15 protein-coding genes are annotated in these 17,758 nt (G+C 64.6%); 5 read left to right on the forward strand and 10 right to left on the reverse strand.

The features are described from left to right. Nucleotides 1-15: 15 nt before the first annotated feature. Both gltX and FGL95_RS05090 read right to left on the reverse strand, forming a co-directional pair. Complete coding sequence (gltX, locus tag FGL95_RS05085; RefSeq protein WP_169585057.1) at nt 16-1,488, reverse strand: glutamate--tRNA ligase; 1,473 nt, start codon at nt 1,486-1,488, stop codon at nt 16-18. Further along, entirely contained in the window at nt 1,488-2,267 is a 780-nt protein-coding gene (locus tag FGL95_RS05090) for a fumarylacetoacetate hydrolase family protein (RefSeq protein ID WP_169585058.1), read from the reverse strand. Before FGL95_RS05090 ends, gltX begins: the two co-directional genes overlap by 1 nt. Nucleotides 2,268-2,394: 127 nt before the next feature. Here FGL95_RS05090 and FGL95_RS05095 point away from each other — a divergent pair, with 127 nt between their 5' ends. Beyond that, entirely contained in the window at nt 2,395-3,591 is a 1,197-nt protein-coding gene (locus FGL95_RS05095; protein WP_206071436.1) for an MFS transporter, read from the forward strand. Between the two features lie 175 nt (nt 3,592-3,766). Here FGL95_RS05095 and FGL95_RS05100 read toward each other — a convergent pair whose 3' ends face one another. The 5 genes from FGL95_RS05100 to FGL95_RS05120 all read right to left on the reverse strand — a co-directional run bounded on the left by FGL95_RS05100 (nt 3,767) and on the right by FGL95_RS05120 (nt 10,006). After that, on the reverse strand, nt 3,767-4,813 hold the full coding sequence (locus FGL95_RS05100; RefSeq protein ID WP_169585059.1) for a 3-isopropylmalate dehydrogenase: 1,047 nt from the start codon (nt 4,811-4,813) through the stop codon (nt 3,767-3,769). Continuing rightward, nucleotides 4,810-6,405: a phosphoglycerate dehydrogenase gene (gene serA / locus FGL95_RS05105; RefSeq protein ID WP_169585060.1), complete on the reverse strand. Its 1,596-nt coding sequence runs from the start codon at nt 6,403-6,405 to the stop codon at nt 4,810-4,812. Before serA ends, FGL95_RS05100 begins: the two co-directional genes overlap by 4 nt. 127 nt (nt 6,406-6,532) lie before the next feature. Then, complete coding sequence (ilvC, locus tag FGL95_RS05110; RefSeq protein ID WP_240962789.1) at nt 6,533-7,534, reverse strand: ketol-acid reductoisomerase; 1,002 nt, start codon at nt 7,532-7,534, stop codon at nt 6,533-6,535. A 43-nt stretch (nt 7,535-7,577) separates the two neighbouring features. Next, nucleotides 7,578-8,081 (reverse strand): acetolactate synthase small subunit, encoded by a 504-nt coding sequence (gene ilvN / locus FGL95_RS05115; protein ID WP_169585062.1) that lies wholly within the window; start codon nt 8,079-8,081, stop codon nt 7,578-7,580. Next, the gene (locus tag FGL95_RS05120; RefSeq protein WP_169585063.1) at nt 8,078-10,006 is read right to left on the reverse strand and encodes an acetolactate synthase large subunit; all 1,929 of its coding nucleotides are present in this window, start codon (nt 10,004-10,006) and stop codon (nt 8,078-8,080) included. Before FGL95_RS05120 ends, ilvN begins: the two co-directional genes overlap by 4 nt. 270 nt (nt 10,007-10,276) lie before the next feature. Here FGL95_RS05120 and FGL95_RS05125 point away from each other — a divergent pair, with 270 nt between their 5' ends. Both FGL95_RS05125 and ilvD read left to right on the forward strand, forming a co-directional pair. Then, entirely contained in the window at nt 10,277-10,777 is a 501-nt protein-coding gene (locus tag FGL95_RS05125) for a PH domain-containing protein (protein ID WP_206071439.1), read from the forward strand. A gap of 9 nt (nt 10,778-10,786) precedes the next feature. Further along, on the forward strand, nt 10,787-12,631 hold the full coding sequence (gene ilvD / locus FGL95_RS05130; protein WP_169585064.1) for a dihydroxy-acid dehydratase: 1,845 nt from the start codon (nt 10,787-10,789) through the stop codon (nt 12,629-12,631). A gap of 77 nt (nt 12,632-12,708) precedes the next feature. Here ilvD and FGL95_RS05135 read toward each other — a convergent pair whose 3' ends face one another. After that, entirely contained in the window at nt 12,709-13,134 is a 426-nt protein-coding gene (locus tag FGL95_RS05135; RefSeq protein WP_169585065.1) for a VOC family protein, read from the reverse strand. 85 nt (nt 13,135-13,219) lie between these two features. Between FGL95_RS05135 and FGL95_RS05140 the strand changes: the two genes are divergently transcribed. Beyond that, entirely contained in the window at nt 13,220-14,119 is a 900-nt protein-coding gene (locus FGL95_RS05140) for an NADP-dependent oxidoreductase (RefSeq protein ID WP_169585256.1), read from the forward strand. Here the strand turns inward: FGL95_RS05140 and FGL95_RS05145 are convergent. Further along, entirely contained in the window at nt 14,116-14,955 is an 840-nt protein-coding gene (locus FGL95_RS05145) for a DoxX family protein (RefSeq protein WP_338079711.1), read from the reverse strand. The genes FGL95_RS05140 and FGL95_RS05145 overlap by 4 nt on opposite strands. Before the next feature lie 122 nt (nt 14,956-15,077). Here FGL95_RS05145 and FGL95_RS05150 point away from each other — a divergent pair, with 122 nt between their 5' ends. Beyond that, nucleotides 15,078-16,244 carry a PQQ-dependent sugar dehydrogenase gene (locus FGL95_RS05150; RefSeq protein WP_169585066.1) on the forward strand — a complete coding sequence of 389 codons (1,167 nt, stop codon included), beginning with the start codon at nt 15,078-15,080 and terminating at the stop codon, nt 16,242-16,244. Here the strand turns inward: FGL95_RS05150 and gatB are convergent. Beyond that, the gene (gene gatB, locus FGL95_RS05155) at nt 16,241-17,746 is read right to left on the reverse strand and encodes an Asp-tRNA(Asn)/Glu-tRNA(Gln) amidotransferase subunit GatB (protein ID WP_169585067.1); all 1,506 of its coding nucleotides are present in this window, start codon (nt 17,744-17,746) and stop codon (nt 16,241-16,243) included. The genes FGL95_RS05150 and gatB overlap by 4 nt on opposite strands. Nucleotides 17,747-17,758: the final 12 nt, after the last annotated feature.

Genomic DNA, 17,758 nt, shown 5'->3' on the forward strand with positions numbered 1-17,758 from the left:
ACCAGCAGTTCAGAGCTACTTTTGTGCGGTCAGTGCCGCCCGCAACCGCGCGAGAGTGCGCTCCCGGCCGAGCAATTCGAGCGACTCGTACAGCGGCGGGCTGATGTGGCTGCCGGTCACGGCGACGCGGACGGGCGCAAATGCCTTGCGAGGCTTCAGGCCCAGTTCGTCGATCAGCGTGGCCTTCAGGGCCGTTTCCAGCGGTTCCGGCGTCCACTCCTGGACCGCCTCCAGCGCCGCGATGGTCGCTTCGAGAACGGGCGTCGCATCCGGACCGAGATTCTTCGCCGCTGCCGCGGGGTCGATCGCGAATTCGTCGTCGGATACGAAGAGGAACTTCAGCAGATCCCACGCGTCGGCAAGGACGACAATCCGCGTCTGGACCAACTCGGCGGCCGTCGTGAAGGTCGCGTCGTCGACATCTGCCGGGAGATCGCCGCGCTCAGTGAGATAGGCACGCAGGCGCGCGGCGAAGTCGGCAGGCTCGAGCAGCCGAATGTGCTCGGCATTGATCGCGTCTGCCTTCTTCTGGTCGAACCGTGCGGGGTTCGAATTGACCTTCGAGATGTCGAATGCCTCGACCATCTCGGCGAGCGAGAAGACGTCGTGGTCGTCGGCGATGCTCCAGCCCAGCAGCGCAAGGTAATTCAGCAAGCCCTCGGGGATGAAACCGCGATCGCGGTGGACGAACAGGCTCGACTCGGGATCACGCTTCGACAGCTTTTTGTTGCCTTGGCCCATCACGAACGGCAGGTGCCCGAATTCTGGCGTGAACTCGGCCACACCAATGCGAATCAGCGCTTCGTACAGCGCGAGCTGCCGGGGCGTCGACGACAGCAGGTCCTCACCGCGGAGCACGTGCGTAATCTTCATCGTCGCGTCGTCGAGCGGATTCACCAAGGTGTACAACGGATCTCCCGACCCGCGCGTCAACGCGAAGTCGGGAACCGTGCCCGCCCTGAACGTGGTCTCGCCGCGGACGAGGTCGTTCCACGTGAGGTCGTGATCGGGCATGCGCAACCGGACCACCGCTGGGCGGCCTGCATCGCGATAAGCCTGGCGCTGTTCGTCGGTGAGATCGCGGTCGAAGTTGTCGTACCCGAGCTTCGGATCACGCCCGAGCGCCTTGTGCCGCGCCTCGACTTCCTCAGGGGTGGAGAAGGATTCGTACGCCTCTCCCGCCGCAAGCAACTTCGCCACCACGTCGAGGTGGAGGTCGCGACGCTGCGACTGCCGGTATGGCTCGTACGGTCCGCCTACCTCCGGACCCTCGTCCCACGTCAGTCCGAGCCAGCGCAACGCAACGAGCAGCGCCGCGAACGACTCTTCGGAATCGCGTGCTGCATCGGTGTCTTCGATGCGAAACACGAAGGTGCCGCCGTGGTGTCGCGCAAAAGCCCAGTTGAAGAGAGCGGTCCGGACGAGGCCGACGTGCGGAGTGCCGGTCGGCGATGGGCAGAAACGGACACGTACCGAACTGTCGGTCATCACTGAACTTTCTTGGGAGCGGCGGGATTCGACAACGTGCCGATTCCTTCGATGGTGACGGAGACGGTCTGACCGGCGACGATCGGGCCGACACCTTCAGGCGTGCCCGTGAGAATGACATCGCCTGGGAGTAAGGTCATTACAGCGGAGATCCACTCGATGATCTTCGGAATATCGTGCAGCAGAAGCGAAGTGCGACTGTGCTGCTTGACCTCGCCGTCGAGCTCCGTGGTGATTTCGAGATCCGATGGGTCGAGCTGTGTTTCGATCCACGGCCCGAGCGGGCAGAAGGTGTCGTAGCTCTTGCCGCGGGTCCACTGACCGTCGTGGCGCTGATGGTCGCGAGCTGTCACGTCGTTGGCGACGGTGTAGCCGAGTACGACGTCGAGCGCCTTCGCGGCAGGGACGTCCTTGCAGGGCCGACCGATCACGACGGCCAGCTCGCCTTCGTAGTGCACGTTGTTCGAATTCGGCGGCAGGACGATCGCGGCGTTCGGTCCGATGATCGAAGTATTGGGCTTGAGGAAAATCACCGGATCCTCCGGCGCTTCGCCGCCCATTTCGGCGACGTGCGCCGCGTAGTTCTTTCCGATGCAGATCACTTTGCTGGCCAGGATCGGAGCGAGCAACCGAACGTCGGCGAGTGGCCAACTCCGGCCGGTGAACGTAGGAGTGCCGAACGGATGCTCGGCAATCTCCTTGGCGATTCGTTCGTCACCGTCGCCTTCAATGCTGACGAAAGCGACACCGTCAGGACTGGCAATTCGACCAAGGCGCATGAAAGGGAGTCTAGCCAGCGGGCGCTGGCGCCCTTTATCCGGTAGAGGACGGCGGTCCGGCGGTGTACTCTCGACTCTGAATCCACACAGTGGAATACGGTTCCCAAATAGTGAGACGAGACGGACGATGGTGATGACGCAGGAGGTCGGCACAGCCCGCAGATGGTCCATGCTCGGTCTCGGCGTCCTTGCCCAGTCGTCGAGTGCGCTGTTCGTCCACGGCACGGCCTTCTTGATTCCCGCGTTGCACGACGACGGGCTGAGTTACGCCCGTGCCGGTCTGCTCGTCGCGATGCCCACAGTGGGCATTGTGTTGACGCTGATTGCCTGGGGTTGGGTCGTGGACCGAATCGGCGAGCGTCGTGTGCTGGTCATGGGCCTCGGTGGCGCGAGCGTGTCGGCGGCGATCGCCGCGACGACGTCGTCGTACCTTGCTCTCGGCGCGTTCCTGCTGCTCGGCGGTATGGCCGCAGCGAGCACCAACTCGGCGAGCGGTCGCGTCGTCGTCGGCTGGTTCCCCGCCCACCGGCGCGGTTTCGCGATGGGCATCAGGCAGATGGCACAGCCGCTCGGTGTCGCGATCGGAGCTTTCGTGATCCCCACTGTTGCTGCGGCACATGGCATTGCGGCTGCGCTGGCAGTGCCTGCTGTGTTGTCCGGAATTGCCGCGGTCGCCTGTTTGGTCGGGATCATCGATCCACCTCGGCCACCCGTCAAAGAGGCAGCAGCCAGCGGATTGCTCGAAAATCCGTACAAAACAAGTTCGACTTTGGCGCGCATCCATGCCGTGTCCGTGCTTCTGGTCATACCCCAGGCGACCGTGTGGACCTTCGGTCTCGTGTGGCTGACCCATGACCGCGGTTGGTCGATCGGTGCCGCCGGTGCGCTGATCACCGTGACGCAACTGCTCGGCGCAGTTGGCAGGATCGCGGCAGGAGCGTGGTCGGACATGCTCGGTAGCCGGATGCGACCGTTGCGCTACGTCGCCATCGCCGCTGCCGCAACCATGGGCGCTTTGGCCTTCACCGACGTCGTCGGTTGGTCGATTGCCATCCCGATTCTCGTTGTGGCATCGGTGGTTACGGTCGCGGACAACGGCTTGGCATTCACCGCCGTCGCCGAAATCGCCGGTCCGTACTGGAGCGGACGTGGCCTCGGCATCCAGAACACCGGCCAGAACCTCGCCGCCTCGGCAATCCCGCCGCTGTTCGGTGCGTTGATCGCGTCGACCGGATTCCCGGCGATGTTCGCCGTCACAGCAGTCATCGCCGCCGTCGCCGTTCCCCTGGTTCCCAGTGAGCGCGCGCAAAGCCCGACCGCGTAGCGAGCCGATGTCACTGTGCGTGAGCCAGTGTTCCCCCGCAGAGCGATTTGTTCGACGCAAGCGCAATTGCGTCTGCGGCGAACAAAATGCCTTGCGGCATCAAGAATCGCCAACCAACTGTGAGCGAATTTCACCCCTGGAGGGGTAAGACTCGCGCACAGTTGTTGGTGGCTCTTTACAAAGCGGCTGCGATCCGGTCGCCGACGGCGCTGGTGGTGACTGCCGCACCGGGAGTGCGGGATTCGAGGTCGTGGGCAACCGCGGCCTCGACTCGAGCGGCGCCTTCGGCGTTCCCGAGGTGGTTGAGCAGAAGCGAGAGCGACAGGATTGCCGCCGTCGGGTCTGCTTTGCCCTGGCCCGCGATGTCCGGTGCACTGCCGTGGACCGGCTCGAACATGCTCGGATTGGTGCCTGTCGCGTCGATGTTTCCGCTTGCGGCCAAGCCGATTCCGCCCGTGACCGCTGCGGCGAGGTCGGTGATGATGTCGCCGAAAAGGTTGTCGGTGACGATCACATCGAAGCGCGCGGGGTCGGTCACCATGTGGATCGTCGCGGCGTCGATGTGCTGGTAGGCGACCTCGACGTCGGGGAATTCAGCACCGACTGCGTCGACCGTGCGCTGCCACAGCGAACCGGCGAACGTCAGGACGTTGGTCTTGTGCACCAAGGTGACGTGCTTGCGCCGTGTCTGCGCCTTCGCAAAGGCATAGCGCACAACGCGTTCCACGCCGAATCGGGTGTTCGTGCTCACCTCGGTCGCGACCTCGTGCGGCGTACCGACACGAATTGCGCCGCCGGTGCCCGTGTACGGACCTTCTGTCCCTTCGCGGACGACGACGAAGTCGATCGGCGGATTGCCCGCCAACGGACCGACAACGCCGGGAAACAGCCGCGACGGACGCAGGTTCACGTGATGGTCGAGCGCAAACCTGGCTGCCAGCAACAGACCTCGTTCGAGGATTCCGCTCTGGACCGACGGATCACCGATCGCGCCGAGCAGAATCGCGTCGTGCTCCTTCAGTTCGGCAAGCACCGAATCGGGCAGCAACTCACCGGTCGCGTTGTAGCGGCGGGCACCGAGGTCGTACTCGGTGGTCGCCACGTCGGGGACAACAACACGCAAAGCTTTGAGGGCTTCGGTGATGACCTCCGGCCCGATACCGTCGCCTGCGATTACTGCAAGCCGGAGCGGAGCCTGCGGAGCGACCAATGGCCCCGTCATGACAGATTCACGGTTTCGATCTTGCTGGCGCCGACCGCCTCGGTAATCGCGGTCTTGACCGATTCGGGAACCTCTTGGTCGACGCGGAGCAGGATGATCGCCTGCGGGCCTTCGGCATCCTGGCTCAGCTGAGCAGCCTGAATGTCGACATTTGCTTCGCCGAGCAGGGTGCCGATCTTGCCGAGCGCGCCCGGACGGTCCTCGTAGTGCACGACGAGGTTGAAACCTTCGGCGCGCAGATCGAAGTTGCGGCCGTTGATGTTGACGATCTTCTGGACCTGCTTCGGCCCCGAGAGCGTGCCGGACACGTTAGTGATCGAGCCGTCAGCGTGGACTGCGCGCAGGTCGACGACGCTGCGGTGATTCGGGCTCTCCGGTGCCTTGGTGACCGTCGCGCTGACGCCACGCTCCTCTGCAAGCGCAGGTGCGTTGACGAACGTGACCGCGTCTTCGATGACGGCCGAGAACACGCCGCGCAGGGCGGACAGCTTCAGCACCTCGACATCTTCGGACGCAAGCTCGCCGAGCACATCGACGGACAGGCTCACCGGCAATTCACCCGAGAGTGCACCGACGAGAACGCCCTGCTTGCGAACGATCTCCAGCCACGGTGCGACTTCCTCGCCGACCGCTCCCCCGGACACGTTGACCGCGTCGGGAACGAATTCTCCTGCGAGCGCCAGCAATACGGACTTGGCGACGTCGGTTCCGGCGCGATCCTGGGCTTCCGATGTGGAGGCGCCCAAGTGTGGGGTCACGACGACCTCGGGCAGCTCGAAGAGCGGGCTGTCGGTGCAGGGCTCGGTCTCGAACACGTCCAGGCCGGCAGCGCGAACATGCCCTGACTTGATCGCCTCGGCCAGTGCGGCCTCGTCGACCAGGCCACCGCGGGCTGCGTTGACGATGATGACGCCAGGCTTCGTCTTAGCCAGGTTCTCCTTGCCGATGATGCCCTTGGTTTCCGGGGTCTTCGGCAAGTGGACCGAAATCAGGTCCGCGCGGGAAAGCAACTCGTCGAGCGAGATGAGCTCGATGCCGAGTTGCGCTGCGCGAGCGGCTGATACGTAGGGGTCGTATGCGATGACGTGCGTCTCGAATGCCGCGAGGCGTGCCGCGAAAAGCTGCCCGATCCGGCCGAGGCCGACGACACCGACCGTCTTGCCGAAGATCTCGACGCCGTTGAACTTGCTGCGCTTCCAGGTGTGCTCACGCAGCGTCGCGTCCGCTGCGGGAATCTGGCGGGCAGCCGCGAGCAGCAGCGTGACCGCGTGCTCGGCGGCAGTGTGGATGTTGGAGGTCGGCGCGTTGACGACCATCACGCCACGCTCGGTCGCAGCAGGGACGTCGACATTGTCGAGTCCGACGCCGGCGCGCGCGACGATCTTGAGATTCGTTCCCGCTGCAAGCACCTCGGCGTCTACGGTCGTTGCGGAACGAACCAGCAACGCGTCAGCCTCGGGAACTGCCGCCAGCAGAGCCGGACGGTCCGGGCCGTCGACCCAGCGGACTTCGACGCCGTCGCCCAGCGCTTCAACAGTGGATTGAGCGAGCTTGTCGGCGATCAGAACAATGGGACGGCCTGGCTGGCTCACGTGTATGACTCCCCGGTCAGGTAGGCATGGCAATTTCCGGTCCACAGCTTAGTGGCCCGGGTCCTTGTGAGTCTTTTCGGAGTCAATCTGTTGGAGCTTCTCCGGACTCCGAAAAGACTCACAAGGGTTAGGCAGTTTCGGTGATCGGACGATCGACCCAGCTCATGAGGTCACGCAGCTGCTTGCCGACGACCTCGATGGGATGCTCGGCGTTTTCCTTGCGGAGCTGCTCGAGCTCCTTGTTGCCGCCTTCGACATTGGCGACGAGACGCTTGACGAAGGTGCCGTCCTGGATGTCGGCGAGGATCGCCTTCATGCGCTCCTTCGTGCCTGCGTCGATGACGCGCGGGCCCGACAGGTAGCCACCGAATTCGGCGGTGTCGGAGACGGAGTAGTTCATGCGCGCGATGCCGCCCTCGTACATGAGGTCGACGATCAGCTTCAGCTCGTGCAGGACCTCGAAGTAGGCCATCTCCGGCGCGTAGCCAGCCTCGACCATGACCTCGAAACCGGTCTTGACCAGCTCTTCGGTACCACCACAGAGCACGGCCTGCTCGCCGAAGAGGTCCGTCTCGGTCTCTTCCTTGAACGAGGTCTTGATGACGCCCGCGCGGGTGCCGCCGATGCCCTTGGCCCAGGAAAGGGCAAGTGCCTGCCCCTCACCCTTGGGGTCCTGGTGGACCGCGATGAGCGCGGGAACACCCTTGCCGTCGACGAACTGACGACGGACGAGGTGGCCGGGGCCCTTCGGTGCGACCATGGCGACGGTGACGTTGGCCGGAGCCTCGATCAGCTTGAAGTGGATGTTGAGGCCGTGTCCGAAGAAGAGTGCGTCGCCGTCCTTCAGGTTGGGCTCGATGTCTTCCTTGAAGATGGCGGCCTGCGCGGTGTCGGGCGCGAGCACCATGATGACGTCGGCCCATTCGGCGACCTCCGCCGGCGTGCCGACGCCGAGACCCTGCTCTTCGGCCTTGGCGCGCGACTTCGAGCCCTCTTTCAGGCCGACGCGGACCTCGACACCGGAATCGCGCAGGCTCAGCGAATGCGCGTGGCCCTGGCTTCCGTAGCCGATCACCGCGACCTTGCGGCCCTGGATGATCGACAAATCGGCATCGTCGTCGTAGAACATCTCGACTGCCACTTGGTTGGTTCCCTTCTCTATCTGATGAGTACTAGCGAGTTGCTGTGATCGACTTCGGACCGCGCCCGACCGCGACCACTCCGGATTGCACAATCTCCCGAATTCCGTACGGCTCCAGCATTCGCAACAGTGCGTCGAGCTTGGACCGAGTTCCGGTCGCCTCGACGGTCAACGCATCGGGCGACACGTCGATGACCTTCGCGCGGAAAAGCGTAGCCGCCTCGATCACCTGGGTGCGCACGCTTGCGTCAGCGCGGACCTTGACCAAGATCAGCTCGCGCGCGACCGACGCATCGGCATCCTGCTCGACGATCTTGATCACGTTGACCAGCTTGTTGAGCTGCTTGGTGACCTGTTCCAACGGCGAGTCCTCGACGGTGACGACGATGGTCATGCGGGAGATGTCGGGAAGCTCAGTGCCGCCGACCGCGAGCGATTCGATGTTGAACCCACGGCGAGAGAAGAGTGCCGCAACTCGCGCGAGCACGCCAGGCTTGTCCTCGACGAGCACGCTCAGGGTATGGCTGGTCCTCATTCGGCCGCGTCCTGTCCGATGGCGTTGTCCATTGCTGCATGGATGACCGCTGGTTCGGCGACGGTCTCGTCGTCGTCGAAGAACGGGCGAATGCCACGCGCTGCCTGGATTTCGTCGTTGCTGGTGCCTGCGGCGACCATCGGCCACACCTGAGCATCCGTGCTCACGATGAAGTCGATCACCACCGGCTTGTCGTTGATTGCCTGCGCCTCACGGATTGCCGCTTCGACGTCTTCTTGCTTCTCCACCCGAATACCGTGGCAGCCCAAGGCTTCTGCGAGCTTGACGAAGTCCGGGATGCGGAGCGTGTGAGTGCCGAGGTTCGTCTGGCTGTAGCGCTCGCCGTAGAACAGCGTCTGCCACTGGCGGACCATGCCGAGGTTGCCGTTGTTGATGAGCGCAACCTTGATCGGAATACCTTCGACGGCGCACGTCGCAAGTTCCTGGTTGGTCATCTGGAAGCAGCCGTCGCCGTCGATCGCCCAGACCTCGGCATCGGGACGGCCCATCTTGGCGCCCATCGCGGCCGGGACCGCGTAACCCATCGTGCCCAGACCACCCGAGTTGAGCCACGTACGCGGCTTCTCGTAGCGAACGAACTGTGCAGCCCACATCTGGTGCTGGCCGACGCCGGCACAGTAGATCGCGTCCGGACCGGCAAGCCTGCCGACGGCGTCGATGACGTATTCGGGCGACAACATGCCGTCTGTCGGCTCGTCCCAGCCCAGGGGGTACTGCTTGCGAACGCCCTCCAAGTAGGTCATCCACTTGGCGATTTCGATTCGCGAGCCGGTTGCGAGGTCGGCCCGGATGGCCTCGATCAGCTCGACGATGACCTCTTTGCAGTCGCCGACGATCGGCACGTCCGCGTACCGGTTCTTGCCGATCTCGGCGGGGTCGATATCCGCGTGGATCACCTTGGCATTGGGTGCGAACGAGTCGAGCTTGCCGGTCACACGGTCGTCGAAGCGGGCTCCGAGCGTGATCAGCAGGTCGCTGCGCTGCAGCGCGGCCACCGCGGCGACCGTGCCATGCATGCCGGGCATGCCGAAGTTCAGCGAGTGGCTGTCCGGGAAGCTGCCCCGCGCCATCAGCGTCGTGACCACGGGAATTCCAGTGAGCTCGGCCAGTGCGAGCAGCTCGCGCGACGAATCGGACTTGATGACGCCGCCACCGACGTAGAGCACGGGCGACTTGGCATCCATGATCAGTCGCGCTGCTTCACGAACCTGCTTGCCATGCGGCTTGGTCACCGGACGGTAGCCGGGCAGTCGCATCTCCGGCGGCCACGAGAACGTCGTCTGCGCCTGGAGCACGTCCTTCGGGATGTCGACCAGGACAGGTCCGGGCCGACCGCTCGACGCCAGGTAGAACGCCTCCGCCATGATCCGTGGGATGTCGATACCGTCGGTGATCAGGAAGTTGTGCTTCGTGATCGGCATCGTGATGCCTGAGATGTCGGCTTCCTGGAACGCGTCCGTGCCGATGGACGGGCGCGGCACCTGACCGGTGATCGCGACGATCGGCACCGAATCCATGTGCGCGTCGGCGATCGGGGTGACGAGGTTAGTTGCACCTGGTCCGGACGTCGCCATGCACACGCCGACCCGTCCTGTCGCCTGCGCATAGCCGGTCGCGGCATGACCCGCGCCCTGCTCATGGCGGACGAGGACGTGGCGAACCTTGTGCGAATCGAAAAGCGGATCGTAGACCGGAAGAACTGCGCCGCCCGGAATGCCGAAGACGATGTCGACGTCGAGTTCCTCGAGCGCACGGACCACCGACTGCGCGCCCGTTACCCGCTCAGGGGCAAGCTGACGACGAGGCGTCGTAGGGGGCGTGGCGGGAGCCGCGACAGACGGCTGACCTGCGGGGGGCGTCGGCCTGCGGGTGGCTGGCCCCGGCCGTGCGGTGGGTGCGCTCACTTTCGCTTCCTTCTTACGGATCGCTTGGTTGGTCAAGACAACAACGGCGCCTAACAACAAAAAAAGACCCTCGACAGCGTTCGCTGTGCGAGGGTGGCGCGTCTTGCTGAGTTGAAAATAATCGGCTCAGGTGCAGACGCGCCGGCCGATTACGAGCAACTCAGTTGGTTTCACGCGTTCGACGGTATGCGCGCGTGAGCAGACGAGTCAAACTCGTGACCAGGTCGTCCCATTATGTGGGATTGAAAGAGGTAATGCGAAGATGTTGGTGTGTCATCACCGCATAAGTCCGTGCCACCAGACCAATCGTCCCATACCGAAAAGGGTGAGCGAACCGACGGGGCGTCGAGACAGCCGATTCGTCACGTCATCCGCATACAACGGTTGGCCCTGCTCGCGGCCTTCATGTTGCTGGTCTGCGTGAGCTTTCCTGCACTCTCGTGGCCCGCAGTCCTCGGTTGGTTGTTCTTGCTGCCGATCGCCGTAGTGGTCTGGGTGCTGCGAACCCAAACGACGGTCTCGGCCGAGGGGCTCGCATTGCAGACCGTGTTCGGCTTCCGGACCCTGCAGTGGTCCGACATCAAGGGCGTCCGCATCCCGAAGCGCGGCTGGGTCCGAGCGGACCTCGTGCGCGGCGGCGAAGTTGCGCTACCCGCTGTCGGGTTCGATCGTCTGCAGGAACTCGCTGCGGCGTCCGGCGGTCATATCCCGGACCCGTTCGGTCCGGGGACCGAGGAAAACGATTCGCCCGACGACGGCCACGAAACGTAGCGTTGCCCCATGCCTCCGCTCAAATCACGGGTTACCACTGCTGGACGCAATGCCGCTGGCGCCCGCGCACTCTGGCGCGCGACCGGAATGACGGATTCGGATTTCGGTAAGCCGATCGTCGCAATTGCGAACTCCTACACGCAGTTCGTGCCCGGACACGTACATCTGAAGAACGTGGGCGACATCGTCGCCGACGCGGTCCGGGCTGCAGGCGGAGTGCCGCGCGAATTCCATACGATCGCCGTCGACGACGGAATCGCTATGGGCCACGGCGGCATGCTGTACTCCCTGCCGAGCCGCGAAATCATCGCCGACTCGGTCGAATACATGGTCAACGCGCACACCGCCGACGCACTCGTCTGCATCTCCAACTGCGACAAGATCACTCCCGGCATGCTCAATGCCGCTCTACGGCTGAACATCCCGACCGTGTTCGTGTCTGGCGGACCGATGGAAGCCGGTAAAGCTGTCGTCGTCGGTGGTGTGGCACAAGCCCCGACAGACTTGATCACGGCGATCTCGGCGTCCGCGAACAGCGACGTCAGTGACGAGGGCCTCACCGAGGTCGAGCGCAGCGCGTGCCCGACGTGCGGGTCGTGCTCGGGCATGTTCACCGCGAACTCCATGAACTGCCTGACCGAAGCGCTCGGACTTGCGTTGCCCGGCAACGGTTCCACGCTGGCCACCCACGTCGCTCGGCGTGCACTGTTCGAACGAGCGGGCACCGCGGTCGTCGAAGCAGCGCTTCGGTACTACCGCGACGAAGACGAAAGCGTCCTGCCGCGGAACATCGCCTCTCCGAAGGCATTCCGCAACGCGATGGCCTTGGACGTCGCGATGGGCGGGTCGACCAACACAGTGCTGCATGTCCTCGCCGCAGCGCAGGAAGGCGAGGTCTTCGACTTCGACCTCGCCGAGATCGATTCGATCAGTCGCGCCGTCCCCTGCTTGTCGAAGGTCTCCCCCAACTCGGATTACCACATGGAAGACGTGCACCGAGCGGGCGGAATCCCCGCGATCCTGGGTGAGTTGCGTCGCGCGGGTTTGCTGGAAACCGACGTCTCGACGGTCCATACGCGGTCGTTCGACGACTGGCTCGACACCTGGGATATCCGCTCCGGCAAGGCATCCGACGAAGCGATCGAGCTGTTCCATGCCGCGCCCGGCGGTGTCCGCACGGTCGAGCCGTTTTCCACGAACAACCGGTGGTCCTCGCTCGACACCGACGCGGCCGGCGGCTGCATCCGGGACTTCGAGCACAAATACACAGTCGAGGGTGGGCTCGCCGTTCTGCGCGGCAACATCGCACCGGACGGCGCCATCATCAAGACCGCAGGCATCGACGAAGAACTCTGGAACTTCCAAGGGCCCGCACGCGTCGTCGAATCGCAGGAAGAAGCGGTTTCCGCAATTCTCGGCAAGGTCATCCAGCCGGGTGAGGTGCTGGTCGTGCGCTACGAGGGTCCGGCAGGTGGTCCGGGAATGCAGGAAATGCTGCACCCCACTGCATTCCTCAAAGGCTCCGGCCTCGGCCGCAAATGCGCGTTGATCACCGACGGTCGCTTCTCCGGTGGATCGTCGGGCATCTCGGTCGGCCACATCTCCCCCGAAGCCGCACACGGCGGCGCCATCGGCTTGATCGAAGACGGCGACCAGATCCTGATCGACGTGGTGACGCGGAAGTTGGAGTTGTTGATCGACGACGAAGTCTTGGCCGAACGACGCGCCAAGATGGAAGCCTCCGAGCGACCCTGGCAACCCGTCGCCCGTGAACGTGTGGTCACAACCGCCCTGCGCGCCTACGCCGCACTGGCCACCTCGGCCGACAAAGGCGCGGTCCGCCGGGTGCCATAGACGCTGAGCGCACATTCCTTGCAGATCGAGACGGGAATCCGTGGCGAATCGTCAGGAATGAGCGTTCAGCGGTCAGTTCATCGGTTGAGTTGCTGGGCGAGGCCGACCATGACGCCTTCGGGACCGCGGACGTAGCACATGCGCCAGTCGTCGCCGATCTGCGCCAACTCGCCGACCAGGGTCGCGCCGAGGGCTTGCACACGGGCAACGGTGTCGTCGATGTCGTCTACGGCGAACATGACGCGCAAGTAGCCGCGCGTATTCACCGGTGCGTTCGGATTCCCGCCGACTGCTTTCGGCGTCAAGTACTGCATCAACTCGACCTTGCCGTGACCGTCTGGAGTCCGCATCATCGCGACGTCGACGCGCTGGCCTTCGATCGCGACGATGCGATCGGCCCAATCGGCCTCGATGGTTCCCTTGCCCTCCAGCTCCAGCCCCAGTGCGGTGAAGAACTCGATAGCGGCCTCGAGGTCGTCGAAGACGATGCCTACGTTGTCCATTCGTTCGATCATGGTGTTCCTTCCTGTCGTAGTGTCCCTGGGACGGAGCCGTCAGCACATTCTCGACATCGAGATCGGAGCATCGATGAAGGCAGTCCGTTTCAGCCGGTTCGGGGGTCCGGAGGTACTCGAAATCGTGGATCTTCCCGATCCGCATCCAGGTCCGGGCCAGGTGCGTATTGCGGTGCGGGCGGCGGGCATCAATGCGAGCGACTGGAAGAAGCGTCAGGGTCTGATCGACGAGGAGCTTCCGCAGACGCTGGGCTACGAGGCGGCGGGCGTCGTCGATGAGCTTGGGCTCGGTGTCGCGGATGTGGCTGTCGGCGATCGCGTATTCGGGTTCGCTGAAGAGGCTGTGGCCCAGGCCGAATCGGCTGTGCTCTCCTACTACGCAGTGATCCCCGCGTCCATCGACTTTCCTGGTGCAGCGGCGTTGCCTGCAGCGATCGAGACCGCCACGCGTGCGCTGGATCAACTCGGAGTCCGACGCGGCACGACCGTGCTGGTCAACGGCGCGTCGGGAAGTATCGGTAGCGCTGCCGTTCAACTCGCCGTGTTGCGGGGTGCACGCGTGATCGGCACTGCCGGTGCGGCAAACCAGGAGTACCTGCGATCGCTGGCCGCCGAACCGGTGGTCTACGGCGAGGGGCTCGTCGAACGAGTCCACGCAGTCGCGCCTGACGGCGTCGACCTCGCGCTCGACGTGGCTGGCAATGGCATCCTGCCCGAGCTGATCGAACTCGCCGGCGACCCCGCGAACGTCGTGACTCTCGCCGATTTCGCGGGAGCGCAGAAGTACGGGGTGACGTTCAGCAGAGGCGACACCGGCCGCGCGGTCCACGTACTCGATGAGATCGGCGAGTTGATCGACTCCGGGCGCTTCACACTCCCGGCAATCCAGACCTTTCCACTTGCCGAGGTCGCCGAGGCACACCGCGTGGGCGAGGCGGGGCGCGTGCGCGGAAAGCTCGTCTTGGTGGTCTAGATGAACGGATTTCCGCCGTGCAGGAAGATCCACGTGCATGCAGCGGCGGCGATTGCGGCGAGCAAGGCCAACAGCGAGCCGATGTAGGGTCTCGTCGCCCAGCCTCGACCGCCGTCGAATGCGTACTTGCCTGGCCCGGTCAGGATGATTGCCGCGGCCGCCAACATCAGGACCGTCTCGTACTCGGGTGACGGCGTGATCGTCTTACCGTCGGCACCAGTGGTCGTGAACTGCAAGCCGTGCTGCATGTTCTGCTTGACCAGCCAAGCATCGATGATCACAGCAAGGACCGCGCCACCGGCCAACGGCGTCGCCAACCCGATGATCAGCAGCGAACCACCGGCTAGTTCGCCGATCGTGACCATGATCGCGGACAGTCGTGGCTGCGACCAGCCGCCTGACGCAAGTCCGCGCTCCATGCCGTCGAGGCCCGGACCGCCCCACCAGCCGGTGAGTTTCTGCAACCCGTGATAGACGAAAATCCCGCCGACGGTGAGCCGCAGAATGAGCAAGCCGAGATCGAGTGTGCCGCGATTGGTTTTCGCTTCGTCCCCGAACGTTCGTGCCGGTGCCCGCTTCGCCTTCGTCAGCGGAACTGCCGGCGGAGGCGGGGGCGTTTCCGGCTCGAACGCGTACTTCTGCGCAGGCTCTTCGAAGTCGGATCGGTATGGCGGCAGCTGCGAAGTTGCGTCGATGTCGAGGTCCTCGTCGGTCTGTGGCATCTGGGGATAAGCGATCGGCAGTCGCTCGGTCGGCCCATCGAACGGGCTGGACGCCGCACGACCGGTCGTCGTCTCATCGCTCGTACCCGACTTGTTCTGCGGCGTCTCGGTCACGCACACAGGGTAGGGCCACCCAGTTACGAGCCGGTGAATATCGTGGCCGACGCGCCGAGTCGGCTGCACGGCGCGACCCCGTCCGAACGCCCATCGCCAGGTTTTGCGTAACGTGAGTAGCTATGACGTTGGCTGTATTGCGGGTGCGACGCAAGCGCACTCGCACGCTGCGCCGAATCACGATCGCGGTGGTTGCGCTCGCACTCGCACTTACCGGGTGCGCCCGCTTCGACGACTCCGGGTCCAGCCCATTCAGTCCGGAGCCCTCGCTTGGGCAAGACAACCAAAATCCCAAGAAGCCAGACCCGACAACGACGACCCCGCGTAAGCGGCCGAACCTGCCCTGCATCGATCCGGACCCGCGAGTGGTCGGCACCTGCCTCGACACCACCGGCGGCATCATCGGGATGCCGGACGGTCAGTCTGCGCTCGTCGCCGAACGACGGACCGGCCGCATCATGCAGGTCACCGTCGGTCAGCAGGAAACTGGTCAGCTTCCGGTCGAGGTCGCGCGCATCGCCGTCGACGGCTCTGGCGACGGCGGCCTGCTCGATCTCGCGCTCTCCCCTAATTACCAAGAAGATCGGCTGATCTACGCCTACATCACGACCCCGAGCGACAACCGCATCGTTCGATTCGCGCTCGATGATTCGCCGAAGGACGTGTTCACCGGTATCCCGAAGGGGTCGACCGGAAATGCCGGTGCGATCGACTTTTCGGACGCCAACACGATGGTGGTCGTGACCGGCGACGCCGGGAATCCCTCCGCGGCAGCCGATCCGGCGTCGCTGGCGGGCAAGCTGTTCAGCATCACCAAACCGTCGACCGTCGCGCCGACCGCGCCACCGAAGATCTTGTTGTCGGGTATCGGGGTAGCCGGTGACGTCTGTGTCGAGTCAGCCACCACGATCTGGGTCACGGACCGGACCGCCACTGAAGATCGCCTGCAGAAGGTGACCGACGGCGTCCCCGGTGCGACACCGGCATGGACCTGGCCGGACCGTCCTGGCGTCGCGGGCTGCGTAGCCCTGGGCACCACCGTCGCAGTCGCGATGACCAACGGCAAGGCCGTCGGCTTCCTGACCGTCGACGCCACGACCGGAGCGATAACCGCTCCCCCGACGCTGACCGTGCAAAACGAATTCGGCCAGATCGGCGGGCTTGCGGCCGGACCGCAGGGGTTCCTCTGGGCCGCGACGGTCAACAAGACCGCAGGCGAGCCCGGTCAGTTCGACGACCGCGTGGTCCTCGTGCCGCTCCCCGCAGGTGGCGGAGGCGGACCGGACTAGGAGCAGGCCTCGATCACGAGCTCGCGCACGCGAGCCGGATCGGCCTGACCCTTGGTCGCCTTCATGACCGCACCGACGATGGCGCCTGCAGCCTGGACTTTGCCGCCGCGAATCTTTTCGGCGACACCGGGATTGGCTGCAATCGCTTCGTCGACGGCCGCCTTGAGCAGCCCTTCGTCCCTGACGACGCCGAGCCCGCGGGCAGCGACGATCTCGTCGGGGTCGCCTTCGCCGTCGAGGACGAAATCCACGACCTGCTTGGCGACCGTGTTGTTCAGCGTCTTCGCCGTCACCAGCGATATGACTTTCGCCAACTGCGCAGGCGTGATCGGCAGCTCGGTGAGCTCGACGCCGCGCGTGTTCGCCTGCTGCGCAAGGTAAGACACCCACCACGACCGCGCTGCATCGGCCGGTGCACCGGCTTCGACGGTCGCGATGACGAGGTCGACAGCTCCGGAGTTGACGAGGTCGCGCATCTCGGCGTCCGAGATGGCCCACTCCTGCTGAATGCGGGCCCGCCGCAACCAGGGCAACTCGGGCAAGGTCGCACGCAGCGTTTCGATCCACTCCGCGTCGGGCGCAACGGGTTCGAGGTCAGGCTCTGGGAAGTAGCGGTAGTCCTCGGCGGTCTCCTTGCGGCGACCCGGGGAAGTCGTACCGTCCGCCTCCTGGAAGTGACGGGTTTCCTGAACGACCTCGCCGCCGCTGGCCAGAACAGCCGCCTGCCTGCGCATTTCGTAACGGACCGCGATCTCGACGCTCTTGAGCGAGTTGACGTTCTTCGTCTCCGTGCGGGTGCCCAATTCCGTTGCGCCGATCGGCATCAGCGAGACGTTCGCGTCGCACCGCAGGGAACCCTGGTCCATGCGGACGTCGGAGACGCCGAGCGCCTTCAGCAGGTCGCGCAGCGCGGTGACGTATGCGCGCGCCACCTCGGGCGCCCGCTCCCCCGCGCCCGAGATGGTCTTCGTGACGATTTCGACGAGCGGAACTCCGGCGCGGTTGTAATCCAGGAGCGAGTGGCTGGCACCGTGGATGCGTCCGGTCGCACCGCCGACGTGCAGCGACTTACCCGTGTCTTCCTCCATGTGCGCGCGCTCGATCTCGACCCGCCAGGTGCTGCCGTCGTCGAGGACGACGTCGAGGTAACCGTTGGTCGCAATGGGCTCGTCGTACTGGCTGATCTGGTAGTTCTTGGGCTGGTCCGGGTAGAAGTAGTTCTTTCGCGCGAACCGGCCCCAAGGCGTGATGTCGCAGTTCAGCGCCAATCCGATCCGGATCGCGGACTCGACCGCCAACTGGTTCACCACGGGAAGCGAGCCCGGAAGTCCGAGGCAGACGGGGCAGACCTGGGTGTTCGGTTCGGCGCCGAACGCGGTCGGGCAACCGCAGAACATCTTCGTCACGGTCCCGAGCTCGACGTGCACTTCCATGCCGAGTACCGGCTCGAACTTTGCGAGGACGTCGGAGTAGTCGAGCAGCTCGACGGTTGCGGCGGTCATGTGGCCATTATC

Source organism: Antrihabitans stalactiti (assembly GCF_012932915.1).
Taxonomy (GTDB): Bacteria; Actinomycetota; Actinomycetes; order Mycobacteriales; family Mycobacteriaceae; genus Antrihabitans; species Antrihabitans stalactiti.